The sequence below is a fragment of the Microbulbifer variabilis genome (assembly GCF_052467165.1).
On the sequence record NZ_CP174301.1, the window covers coordinates 2,975,153 to 2,986,382 of the forward strand.

The following is an 11,230-nucleotide window of genomic DNA, read 5'->3' on the forward strand; positions in this document are numbered from 1 at the left end:
GGCGGCGCAATCGCGCCGCCTTTTTGTTGTTGGAACTGATGCAAGCTTCCGGGAAACACAGATAAATCCTGCTGCCCTCCACAAGCTCCCTAGTCGCTAATGGAAATCATCATCCAGCAAGTAAACCCTAGCTTCCAACCGGCGCTCTCATTGTGACAAACTCTTCAGCAGCCGTTGGATGGATACCAATAGTTTCATCAAAGGTTTTCTTGGTCGCGCCTGCTTTCAAGGCTATCGCCATACCCTGAATAATTTCCCCGGCATCATCTCCTACCATATGCACACCAATTACCTTGTCGGTACTAGAGTCAACAACTAATTTCATCAATGTACGCTCGGTATTACCACTTACCGTGTGGCGCATTGGCCGAAATTCGGATTTGAAAATAGTTACTGAGATGCCTGAATCCCGCGCCTCTTCCTCAGATAAACCTACAGTACCAATATTTGGCTGGCAAAAAACCGCCGTGGGGATATTGTTGTAATCAATTTCTGCCGTGTTTCCTGTACGCCAGTGTTTAACTAGTGCCATAGCCTCCGCCAATGCGACAGGCGTTAGCTGAGGCTCACCGGTAACATCTCCCAGCGCATAAATAGAGTGCACATTTGTGCGGAAATTATCATCCACTGAAATGGTGCCATCCTTATGAAGCACTACTCCTTGCTGCTCCAGGCCAAGCCCTACCGTATTAGCTTTTCGCCCAGTAGCATATAAAACCGTATCTACATTCAGGCTGGAGCCATCTTCATCATGCACAAGCAGGCTGCCATCCTGCAGCTTTTCAATTGCTTTGACCTGATGATTGAATTTCAAATCAATGCCTTTTTTAACTACCTCGTCACGTACAAAATTGCGAATATCCCGATCAAACCCACGAAGAAACAGGTCCCGGCGATAAGAAAGATGGGTATCGGCCCCCAGGCCGGCGAAAATTCCAGCAAACTCTACAGCGATGTAGCCACCGCCAACTACGAGCACGCGTTTCGGAAACGCCTCCATAGAAAACACTTCGTTGGAAGTCAGCACAAATTCCCTACCGGGAATTTCTGGGATAAATGGCCAGCCACCAGTGGCCACCAAGATACGCTCCGCCGTATAATCACGCCCATCAACGACAACACGATGCGGGTCGGCGATGCTGGCTCGACCATCAATTACAGTAACACCGGAATTGTTTAGCAGGTTGCGATAGATTCCGTTAAGCCGACTAATTTCTTTTGCGTTATTGTCTCGAAGCGTAGGCCAATCAAAGTTCGCTCCTGAATTTTTCCAGCCATAGGCCCGCGCATCATCAAAGTTTTCACTGTAGCCACTGGCATAGACAAACAACTTTTTGGGAACACACCCTACATTGACACAGGTGCCACCCATGTAGCGGTCTTCAGCCACAGCAACTTTCATGCCCTGACTTGCAGCCATGCGTGCAGCACGCACACCGCCAGAGCCCGCCCCGATAACAAAAAGATCAAACTCATATTCAGCCAAAACAAACCTCTACTTCACTTAATTTTTCAACAAAGAGCCGAAGGAAATTTACCATCTGACAAACCATTTGGAACAAAGCTGTCACTCCTCACTTAATAATCGTTGACACTTTTTGGCGCTTTAGATATTCATGTGAAGACTGTCACAAAAAATACTCCGCCGGACAAAGTCGTAAACCAATAATGCGTGTTAGGCGGATAGAATAACCGTCACAAAAAAAGAGCAACGCATGGGCAAGAATATGAACTCTCCTATCTCAGTATTTCTACGGGCCACCGGGCTCCTATGCCTGCTATTTACCAGCACTCAGAGCATCGCAAATACCCATCCATCCTACCTCACCGAAAAGTACTGCAGCAGCTTGGTGGAACAGTTCGTCGATTCAGGCATGCGCAGTCTCGACAAGTATATCAATGAGCACTTCAACCCCGAATACAAAGGGGGCATCCGCAATACCATACGCTTTCTGGAACAGCGCCTCGAGTGGTTGAATGAGTGCAATAATTACCTCAAAGACACTGCACAAACCTATGTTTTTCACAGCGAAGATGACACACAAAGCATCTTTAGCGCGATCACTGAATTAACCCGTGAATTGCAACACGTTCGCTCTGGAGTTGAATATCGGGACGATGCGGGAAATAACAACCCTGCCCCTTATGTTAAGCGTCGTTTTGAAGCCCTGGCCCAACTGGTAGACCGGCACCACACCCGCATGCTGATGAAGAAGCAGTTCCAGTAAAAAATCCAAGAAAGCTCTGCCTCTTACAGAGGGGCCTGATTACCCAGCTCAGGCCCTTCCCCATACCATATTTGGGCTGGGCGATTTTTAGAAAAAATGGAGGAGCTAATCACCGCTAGAACGGGAAAACCCTGTATGCTCTTTGCGCGTAGGCCCCACTTCCTTACGGCCAAATCCTACAGCAGAGAAGAGCTGGGGCATCCTCTCCTTCAGTCCCAGCCCAATGCGTGCCATTACGGAGCCCAGGCGTGGACGACGCTTGTCCGCAAATGGGATAGGCCGACAGCTCTGCATGGTTGCCAGACCAATACGTGCAACAAACAGACTGGCTCCAACCCCCTGTCCCAGGCGCGCCGAAAACGTGCTGAGCACGCTATCCCCAACCAGCTCTGGCCAAATTTCTGTTATGGCATATTCACTGGCACCACTGTAGGCCACAAGGGCGAGTACCTTCTTGAAGAGACGCCAACGCACGACGAGCGATGGACGCACCCCATAAATTTGTGCCACATCATCAATCATACGAAGTGACTGGCGCAGCGCGACCAGGATGTCAATACTAGCAAACGGACTCAACCCCACCAGTGCACCGGTTGTTGTTGAGTGGCGCACTACACGTCGCAACGCTTCCTGGTCAAGGGCGTCTAGAAAGGTCACTTCGAGATGCTGGAGCAGCTCACTGCTATCAAAGTAGTCCGGCGCCTCATCAAGCACACGATTGAGCAGGACCCCTTGGGGCTTGGTGGCAAAGTGCTCCTGCAACTGCTTACGAAATGGCTCCGCCTCTTTGTGACTGCGACAATCACGCATCTCCGCAGCCATCGACTGGGTTTTTTCAAGCTTTCGCAGAGGACGACCAGCGCGAAAGAACTCCCACACAGAGTTGACAATGACGGCTGCAAATATCGCAATAACCACGCCTGCAAGGGCTCCCAGGCTCCAGTGTTTATCCGCCGCCCAGGTATATAATTGTCGCAACTCCCACGCCAGCACCCCCACCGTAAGCGCAAGCGCCGAAAGAAGTGCAGGTTTCAACCACTTGAGCCGGAAAACTGGCAGGCGCAACTCTGAAAATGCAATACGATCCGGTAGAGACTCTCCAGTTGTGATGGATCTGGGAATATCCCCCCGTTCCTCTTGTAAGGCTTCAACCCGCGTCGTATCCCTGTGTGGCACCTCTCTTTCAGGTTCCTGTAATGACTCTATACGTGTGGTTCGCCGCTGTGTCTCATTATTGTCACCTTGCATCAAACTTTATCTCCAAGCAGCAAATTCAGTAGCGCATCGACACGGATATGGGGAATAGTACCGGAATCCATTCCCTGGGGAGGGCGCAGCTGTGGAGGTGCTGCACCGGTGTAGTGGCTCCAGCCGTCCTCCTCGCTTGGAAGACGTGAGAAAATCTCTGCATTCTCAAACCCCAAATAACGCCCCTTGAGATCGTGGCCCACGAGCATGCGCCGACCATTGCGCTGATCTTCCCGAGAACAGCGCACCGCTGCAATTGCCTCACTAAAAATGGGAAGACCACGATGTCTAGCACCGGTAAATGTCTGCTGCAATTGCTGCCCGAGTAACTGGCGGAGCGCATCATGATCTGCCGCCAGAACCTGGTCCACTTTGGTCGCAGCAAATAGAAGCCGGTTAACTTTTGGGCGCCAAAGTTTACTCAGTAAGCCGGACTCACCGTAGCGGAAAGTATCTGCGATATGAGTGAAAGCCAGGCGCATATCATTGAGGGCCTGCTCTCCGGCAAACAATGTGCCAATCATATCCACTAACACCAACTGCCTATCCAGATGGCGAAAATGGCTCTCAACGAAGGGGGTTACCTGTCCCTGAACATAGGCCTCATAGCGGCGTCGCAATACCTGGTAGTTACTGTCATCCGGCATCGCCGCCAACTCATCGGCACTTAACTCACGTAAATCGAGTAACGGCAGTACCCCATAATCCTCACTATCGAGAAGGGCTCGCCCAGGTTGCAGGTAACTGAGCTTCCGTTCTTTCCTACAATCCTGAAGGAATCGCCTGTAATCCTCCCAGAGTGACGCAAGCTCACTTTCCCTGGCCTGAGATCGAGGTGACAGAGCAGCTAAGCGTGTTACGAGTTCGGGAGCCAGACCAGCCCTGGTGTCAGAGCCGATGATATGCGCCTGATGACGACACCATTCACGATAATCCATCCGCAGCAGGGGCAGGTCCATTAACCACTCCCCCGGGTAGTCGCGCAATTCCAGAACCAGGGTTTTATAACCCCTGCCCCGAAAGCGCCGGTGGCTACGCAAGTGAATATGGAGCTCCATAGCCGAAACATCGTGCGTGCTCTGCGGCCAGCGAGGTGGCTCTGACATCAGTGCATCGAGGCAACTTTGATAGTCAAATACCGGAAGGCCCGAATCGAGGGCTGGCTTCAATTCGGCACCGAGCAGATCACCATTTAACGCCGGGGCAAATCCGGGTAACTGGGCTTTTTGCGGATGACTCAGTTGATAGATCAAACTGGTAAGGAGTGTCGACTTACCCGCGCCGCTGAGCCCTGTCACCCCAATACATACACGGCGATCCAACAGCCGCTCTGCTGCCCAGTGGGACTTCTCCTGGGCTCCTCGCCCCCAGTTGCGCAACTTTTCCTTAAAGCGTTTAGCACGACTGCTGTTTTGATCTATGTCGCTGTCCGGGCCTTGCTGCCGAGGCTCTACTACCTGGGGTTCCATATGGGAAGTGACTTCCTAAATAACGAGCGAAACCGGCACAAAGCCGGTCTCGTATGGGAGGCGCAATGCTGAATAGGCAATACGCATATGGCTATAAGCAACCGGGATCAGTCGACCAGGGCGACATCTCCAGAGCCCATCACCGAGAAAGAATCCCGTTGTGGACGTTTTAAGACAATGTCTCCGGACCCCATCACCGAACCAGAGGCACTATCAGCGCGCAGACCGCGTCCAGCAAAGTCCCCAGAACCCATAATGTTGATATTGACGCTGGCGACTCGACCACCAACCTTCATGTCCCCAGAGCCCTTGATAGCCGCGGAGAGGCTTTCCCCGGTAATACTGCGAAAATGTAGGTCACCGGAACCGGTGATAGCCACCTCTCCATTCACTGCCAGCGCCTTGTCTACCAGCAGATCACCAGAACCCGTTACGTATGCATTTAGGGTCTCTGCGGCAGCCTTTTTAACATAAATCGCACCAGATCCACTGACTCCGAGATCCAGGTTTTCACTTTCAATGCTGTCGGCATTAGCATCTCCAGACCCTGTGACCAAAAGTCCCTCGATCTTCGGCATCTTCACAGTAAAGTGCACTTCCTGATCGCGAGTGATAGTAACCACACCAAACCAACGCTGGGTGTTGTCTTCCACCGACAGCTCAAGCGTATCGCCTTTTACCACCACCTTGGTGTAGGGCATCGCTTCAGCCGGCCCCGTTGCACTCACTGCAAATTGGTCTGCCTGAATCACCTCAACATGGGAGCTCCCCTTTAGGGACACCCGGGTAAAGTCACTGACGTCGAAGGTCTTGCTTTCCATTTTCTCAGCCTGAACGGAGGTGCTGTAGACAGAGCACACAGCCAGCAGAGCGAGTATTGGGGCCAAAAAAGCTTTTTTCAAAGTTGCCATTGCAGGTTTCTCGTAATTATCACCGTTACGTTCTACTAGACTACCTGAGAAGCTGGTTTGGATGCACCGCCTTCAAATAACTTTCACCAGGAAGAAAGCAGACCATTCAGTCAGTAGTTGTTTATCAACTTCCCATCAAGCGCAATCAGCCTCATTGCAACCCATTTCTTTCAGAGCCGTACGGATTTTTTCAGCTTCAATTGCCAACTGTTCAGGCGTAGCAGATTTTTGCAAGGAAAAATCAAAGTCCGTTAATTCATTCACAGGAATTAAATGTAAATGGGTGTGGGGAACTTCCAGCCCAGCAATCATCACACCTACACGCTTTGGTGAATAAGTCGCCTTTAGGCCTTTGGCGACTTTTTGTGCAACAAGCATTAAATGCGCCGCAAGATCAGCAGGAATATCATCCCAGTGATTAATTTCCTCTACCGGAATTACCAAACAGTGTCCCGGGTTAATTGGGGCAATTGTCATAATCGCAATCGCTTTATCATCGCGCCAGATAAAATGCCCAGGTAAATCCCCATTTATAATTTGAGTAAAAATACTTGCCATAAATCATCCTTTTCAGTTGCTTTTTTTGTACTTGGGTCAATCGTGCAGTCTAACACCGAGAGATAAAAACACAGCGTCGCGCGTAAAAAAACACTAACACAAATCGCGATTTTTTATTTGGCGTTCATAAAAGCAAGCGTACAACAACCTGTCGAACAGAATGACAATTTTCTTAAAGCAAGTTGGCAGTACAGGCGGATATGTCTTAGGCTGCTCACCAATTAATGTTGTACCGTCATTGAGCCAACGCACTTTGTGCACTATCGCCATCACAATATTTTCGGCTCTGCGGAATTTTTTATTTAAATACCTACTGCTCACCGGGGGGAGAGATATGGACAGCCTGTTAGATCAGGTCGGTGGTGCTAAATTTGTAAATCGCACAGTCAGTGAATTCTACGAGGCCATAGGCCGCCACCTATCAAATTACGAAACTTGCGATCACCGTAAGCAACAGAGCCGCCAGGCTCAATTCCTCAACCACGCACTTTCAGAGCAGCCCGAACCGGACCGCAGTAGTCGGGCCAGCTTCCTTGCTCGGGGCCTGAATCCAGCTTTGTTCGATGCTCTACTTGAGTACCTTGCGGAACGCCTGGTTGAACTGGGGTTCCCTTGGCAATTAAGTGAAAATCTCGTTCGGACCGCGAGCAGCCTCTACGGTGGCTGCGAACAAGACCTTTCCATCGCCTGTTGATTTTTTGAGCGCTCCGCGTATGTTGCGGCGCGCCCAACCTCTCAATACAATTGATGCCTCACAGCCTTTACCTTCCGTTTTCCAGCGCAGCGGTAAGCGCTACTTCACTTACGCTTCTAAATCAGAGATTATCCATGAAGATTGCCAACCACACAGTTGTGGAAATTCACTACACCCTGAAAGATGCAGACGGTACAGTCATCGACTCTTCTGCCAATGGCGAGCCGCTAAAGTACCTGCAGGGAGTCGGCAATATTATTCCAGGTCTCGAGCGGGAAATGCTGGAAAAAGCACCTGGAGACAAGTTCACAGCCGTTATTGCCCCTGAGGATGGATACGGCCAGCAAAACCCTGAACTGATCCAAACAATGCCACGCAGTGCATTCGGTGGAGTTGAAGACCTGGAAGTGGGTATGGCATTCCGCGCTGAGAGCACTGACGGCCACCCCATCGAAGTGGAAATCATTGATATCGACGGAGACGAGGTGACAATTAACGGCAACCACCCACTGGCTGGCGTTGAACTGCACTTCGACATCGAAGTGGTTTCCGTGCGCGAAGCCTCTGCAGAAGAAATTGACCACGGCCACGTGCATTAATCTATCTGCCGGGCGGTACTGGAGCCAGCTTTATCCTTTGGGCCGCCCTTCCTTAGTTATGCTCCCCCCCACTCCCAAAAAGATCGTTATCTTCGACAGCATCTGCAACCTCTGTAACGGCTGGAGCCGCCTGCTGCTGAAGTATGACAAGGAACACTATTTCACCCTCTGTCGAGCGCAGTCAGCCGCAGGACAGTATCTTCTCCAGAAACTGGGAATGCCTCTGCAGGACTTTGAAACAATGGTTTTGCTGGAGCGCGAAAATGGCTCATTCCGCCAATATCATAAGAGTGATGCTGCCCTGCGTATCGCAGCCTCCCTTACCGGCTACTGGCGTTTAATTGCCCTTTTGCGATACATTCCACGTCCCGCACGCGATCTCCTGTATGACCTGATCGCCCGTAACCGGTATCGCTGGTTTGGCCGACGTAACAGTTGCCTGCTGCCAAGAGCTGCAGACGAGCATCGCTTTCTGGAAGAAGTATCGGAAGAGAACCCCAATGAGCCAGTCTGAACAATACCTTCAACGCTTTGGCGGTATCGGCCGCTTATACGGCAATCGCGCTTTGGAAGCATTGAGCAGCGCTCATATGTTGGTCATCGGCATTGGCGGCGTAGGCAGTTGGACTGCAGAAGCTCTGGCCCGCAGTGGAGTCGGATCCCTAACCCTTATCGACCTGGACGATATCTGTATTACTAACACTAACCGCCAAAGCCACGCGCTGGCTACCACCATTGGCAACATGAAAATTGAAGTAATGGCGGAACGCCTGCGGCAGATCAATCCCGAAATTCAGGTCAATTCCATTGAGGACTTTATCGCCACAGATAACCTGGCCGAGTTAATCGATCCAGGTAAAATGCCCATCGATATTGTTGTCGATGCTATCGATAACGCCCGGGTAAAAGCCGCTCTGATAGCCTACTGCAAAGCGCGAAAACTGCGCCTGATCACCGTAGGCTCCGCCGGAGGCAAATGCTCACCCCAGGCTATTGAATGCACTGATCTCGGGCGAACTATCAATGACCCTATGTTGGCCAAGGTACGCCAGCACCTGTATCGATTCCATAACTTCCAGAAAAGCCGCAAGCGCCTGTTTGGCATTGATGCTATCTATTCAAGTGAAGCAATGGTCTACCCAAAGCCTGATGGCCAGGTTTGCCAGCAGAAGAGCGCTATGCAGGATGGGGTTAAGCTGGATTGCAGTGGCGGCTTTGGCGCCGCCACTATGGTCACGGGTACCTTTGGTTTTATCGCTGCCAGTAAAGCGATTGAGCGACTCCTTCAATCGAAAAGTTAAGCCGTCACCAATTGGGCTCTAAGGCGATCGCGATAACGTCGACTCACAGGCACCTGTTGTCCATTTGACAATCGAATGCGCGCATCGCCACTGTCCAGGGTCTCAATTTCAGCGATAGAGTCCAGACGCACAATATAAGAGCGATGTACGCGCACAAATGAATCTGGATCCAGGCGCTCTTGCAACTTTGCCATGGTGCCCCGTAAAGGGTAAATCCTGTTTTCCAGATGCAGATTAACGTAGTTTCCAGCGGCTTCTACCCACTCGATATCCCGCACATTGACTAAAAATTCCTTGCCCAGCTTTTTCACAAGAAGCCGCTCGGGGCGCTCAATCAGATCTACTGACTCCCCATCATCCGGCTGCTCTAACATGCATACCTCTCCCTGCAAACGAAGTAGCAGGAAGCGATACAAATAAACTGAACCTAGTAGAAAGCCGTATGTACGGAAATCTTTGAGGTATTCATAGAAAAACTCTACAGGCCAATTGCCAAAGTCATAAGAGCCACCCTCCAGGCGATAGATCCCGGTGCGCAATACCACCATACCAACAACATGTAGCAATGACCACGGCAGGGTAAACAGCAAATGGATCAACAGGTTGCGCCGGATCTTTCCCTTCTGCAGGGGGAATCGGCGATCCCATGCCAATAACAAGGGAAGCAACATGGCTATCACCAGGATACTGGTGCCCTCCCAAACCAGGAACTCCCAGGGCTTGAAGCCTGACTCTCCACCATGATGTTCGAGATATTCCACCGCAAACTGCACCAGCCACAGCACGAGAAAAAACAGTGCCCAGAATCCCACTTCATGTAACCGTCTGCGCGCCAGGTACATCTGCACCGTCATTTAATTCAGCCCTGTATGAATTTTCAGCGGCAGTCTATCCGCTATTTATCCCTAAAAGCCACCACTGGTACCCAAACAGGGACCAATCGACCCTTTGTAGTGGCGTGCGACGTGTTGAAGAGGGAAGCATAGTGACTACTCGAACCATGCCCATAAGAAGGAAAAAATGGAAAACAACTCTCGTCGTCGCTACGATATCGATGCCCTACGCGTAATAGCATTTGGCCTGCTGATCTTATATCACCTGGGAATGGCTTATGTCGCCGAGTGGAGCTGGCATGTAAAAAGTGCCAATCAAAGTGAGACTCTACAGCTCATCATGCTGGCGGTGAATCAGTGGCGCATGCCGCTACTATTCCTGATCTCCGGTGCGGCGACTCACTTTCTGTTTAACAAGTTGGGGAGTACCGGCTTCCTGCTGCGCAGATTGAAGCAGCTATTGATTCCCCTACTGTTTGGCATTCTCGTTATAGTGCCACCACAAGCCTATTATGAAGCGCTCAGCAATGGCGTGATAGAGCCCGGCTACCTGAGTTTCCTTTGGCGCTACTTCTCCTTTCAACCTTGGCCTGCCGATAGCTTTGCTGGCAGCCATGTTGGTTTCACCTGGAATCACCTTTGGTACCTGCCCTACCTGCTCTGCTACACCTTAGCCATTATCCCTGTTGCCCATTACCTGCGAAACAAGCAATCACTGTTGAAACATTGGATATCTGGTATCAAATCCTGGCACCTAGTATTGTTGCCGCTCCTTCCACTGACCCTGTATGGCCTCTTTCTCTTCCCACACTTCGGCGGTATTAACTACGCAGTAGTAGGCGACTGGTACACCCATGCCCAGTTCTTTACATTCTTCTTTATTGGCTACCTGCTTGTGAGTAGCCAGGCACCCTGGCAACTGTTGACACGTCTGCGTATTTTCCTTCTGTTTGCTGCGCCGGCTTGCTTCGGCCTGTTCCTGCTTTTTACTCGGACAATAGAGGAAAATTCATTTCCAGGTCAGTCACTTATCAACCTGATAATTATCTATACCAACCGCTGGCTTTGGCTGCTGCTAGTACTGGCTTGGGGGAATCACTACCTCAATCGACCTTTCTCCTGGTTACCCTATGCAACAGAAGCAGTCTACCCCTGGTACATATTGCACCAGACAATAACCGTAACGGCGATCTTTAAATTGAGGAGTTTGTCTTTAGGGCCAATAGTTGAGCCCCTACTTGTATTGGCAATCACAATTGTCGGGTGCCTGGCTATCCACGAGTTGCTCATTAGGCGGATACCTCTGCTGCGCTTATTGTTTGGCCTTAAGCCCCTGGTATCGAAAGGGGCAGCGGGCAAAAATCCTTTGCCTCAGGGTAGCTAAACCCA

Annotated in this window: 12 protein-coding genes; 6 read left to right on the forward strand and 6 right to left on the reverse strand. The window is 50.8% G+C overall.

Annotated elements, in window-relative coordinates:
• Window positions 1-127: 127 nt before the first annotated feature.
• Window positions 128-1,486, reverse strand: coding sequence for a glutathione-disulfide reductase (gorA, locus tag ACJJIP_RS13105; protein ID WP_444945310.1), 1,359 nt, complete (start codon window positions 1,484-1,486; stop codon window positions 128-130).
• Window positions 1,487-1,727: 241 nt separating this feature from the next.
• Here gorA and ACJJIP_RS13110 point away from each other — a divergent pair, with 241 nt between their 5' ends.
• Window positions 1,728-2,228 (forward strand): hypothetical protein, encoded by a 501-nt coding sequence (locus ACJJIP_RS13110; RefSeq protein ID WP_444945311.1) that lies wholly within the window; start codon window positions 1,728-1,730, stop codon window positions 2,226-2,228.
• A gap of 105 nt (window positions 2,229-2,333) precedes the next feature.
• Here ACJJIP_RS13110 and ACJJIP_RS13115 read toward each other — a convergent pair whose 3' ends face one another.
• The 4 genes from ACJJIP_RS13115 to ACJJIP_RS13130 form a co-directional block, all read right to left on the reverse strand.
• Entirely contained in the window at window positions 2,334-3,476 is a 1,143-nt protein-coding gene (locus ACJJIP_RS13115) for a TIGR01620 family protein (protein ID WP_444945312.1), read from the reverse strand.
• Window positions 3,476-4,945: a YcjX family protein gene (locus ACJJIP_RS13120; RefSeq protein ID WP_444945313.1), complete on the reverse strand. Its 1,470-nt coding sequence runs from the start codon at window positions 4,943-4,945 to the stop codon at window positions 3,476-3,478. The genes ACJJIP_RS13115 and ACJJIP_RS13120 overlap by 1 nt, the downstream gene beginning before the upstream one ends.
• Before the next feature lie 107 nt (window positions 4,946-5,052).
• Window positions 5,053-5,856 (reverse strand): GIN domain-containing protein, encoded by an 804-nt coding sequence (locus tag ACJJIP_RS13125; protein WP_282951062.1) that lies wholly within the window; start codon window positions 5,854-5,856, stop codon window positions 5,053-5,055.
• Window positions 5,857-5,991: 135 nt separating this feature from the next.
• Window positions 5,992-6,414, reverse strand: coding sequence for an HIT family protein (locus ACJJIP_RS13130; protein ID WP_020414806.1), 423 nt, complete (start codon window positions 6,412-6,414; stop codon window positions 5,992-5,994).
• Window positions 6,415-6,748: 334 nt separating this feature from the next.
• Between ACJJIP_RS13130 and ACJJIP_RS13135 the strand changes: the two genes are divergently transcribed.
• The 4 genes from ACJJIP_RS13135 to tcdA all read left to right on the forward strand — a co-directional run bounded on the left by ACJJIP_RS13135 (window position 6,749) and on the right by tcdA (window position 9,008).
• Window positions 6,749-7,108, forward strand: coding sequence for a globin family protein (locus ACJJIP_RS13135; protein WP_020414805.1), 360 nt, complete (start codon window positions 6,749-6,751; stop codon window positions 7,106-7,108).
• 134 nt (window positions 7,109-7,242) lie between these two features.
• Window positions 7,243-7,707 (forward strand): FKBP-type peptidyl-prolyl cis-trans isomerase, encoded by a 465-nt coding sequence (locus ACJJIP_RS13140; RefSeq protein ID WP_020414804.1) that lies wholly within the window; start codon window positions 7,243-7,245, stop codon window positions 7,705-7,707.
• A 58-nt stretch (window positions 7,708-7,765) separates the two neighbouring features.
• Window positions 7,766-8,221, forward strand: a complete 456-nt coding sequence (locus tag ACJJIP_RS13145) for a thiol-disulfide oxidoreductase DCC family protein (protein WP_020414803.1) — start codon at window positions 7,766-7,768, stop codon at window positions 8,219-8,221.
• Complete coding sequence (tcdA, locus tag ACJJIP_RS13150) at window positions 8,208-9,008, forward strand: tRNA cyclic N6-threonylcarbamoyladenosine(37) synthase TcdA (protein ID WP_020414802.1); 801 nt, start codon at window positions 8,208-8,210, stop codon at window positions 9,006-9,008. The genes ACJJIP_RS13145 and tcdA overlap by 14 nt, the downstream gene beginning before the upstream one ends.
• On the opposite strand, the gene ACJJIP_RS13155 is transcribed toward tcdA, so the two are convergent.
• Window positions 9,005-9,862, reverse strand: coding sequence for a LytR/AlgR family response regulator transcription factor (locus ACJJIP_RS13155; RefSeq protein ID WP_353375085.1), 858 nt, complete (start codon window positions 9,860-9,862; stop codon window positions 9,005-9,007). The two genes, tcdA and ACJJIP_RS13155, sit on opposite strands and share 4 nt — an antisense overlap.
• Before the next feature lie 166 nt (window positions 9,863-10,028).
• On the opposite strand from ACJJIP_RS13155, the gene ACJJIP_RS13160 reads away from it, so the two are divergent.
• Window positions 10,029-11,225 (forward strand): acyltransferase family protein, encoded by a 1,197-nt coding sequence (locus ACJJIP_RS13160; RefSeq protein WP_444945314.1) that lies wholly within the window; start codon window positions 10,029-10,031, stop codon window positions 11,223-11,225.
• The last annotated feature ends 5 nt before the right edge of the window (window positions 11,226-11,230 follow it).

Bases quoted from the DNA above. Each gene is read 5' to 3' on its own strand.
- ACJJIP_RS13110 (WP_444945311.1), top strand. From the start codon at position 1,728: ATGAACTCTCCTATCTCAGTATTTCTACGGGCCACCGGGCTCCTATGC.
- ACJJIP_RS13115 (WP_444945312.1), bottom strand. From the start codon at position 3,476: ATGCAAGGTGACAATAATGAGACACAGCGGCGAACCACACGTATAGAG.
- ACJJIP_RS13120 (WP_444945313.1), bottom strand. From the start codon at position 4,945: ATGGAACCCCAGGTAGTAGAGCCTCGGCAGCAAGGCCCGGACAGCGAC.
- ACJJIP_RS13125 (WP_282951062.1), bottom strand. From the start codon at position 5,856: ATGGCAACTTTGAAAAAAGCTTTTTTGGCCCCAATACTCGCTCTGCTG.
- ACJJIP_RS13130 (WP_020414806.1), bottom strand. From the start codon at position 6,414: ATGGCAAGTATTTTTACTCAAATTATAAATGGGGATTTACCTGGGCAT.
- ACJJIP_RS13135 (WP_020414805.1), top strand. From the start codon at position 6,749: ATGGACAGCCTGTTAGATCAGGTCGGTGGTGCTAAATTTGTAAATCGC.
- ACJJIP_RS13140 (WP_020414804.1), top strand. From the start codon at position 7,243: ATGAAGATTGCCAACCACACAGTTGTGGAAATTCACTACACCCTGAAA.
- ACJJIP_RS13145 (WP_020414803.1), top strand. From the start codon at position 7,766: ATGCTCCCCCCCACTCCCAAAAAGATCGTTATCTTCGACAGCATCTGC.
- tcdA (WP_020414802.1), top strand. From the start codon at position 8,208: ATGAGCCAGTCTGAACAATACCTTCAACGCTTTGGCGGTATCGGCCGC.
- ACJJIP_RS13155 (WP_353375085.1), bottom strand. From the start codon at position 9,862: ATGACGGTGCAGATGTACCTGGCGCGCAGACGGTTACATGAAGTGGGA.
- ACJJIP_RS13160 (WP_444945314.1), top strand. From the start codon at position 10,029: ATGGAAAACAACTCTCGTCGTCGCTACGATATCGATGCCCTACGCGTA.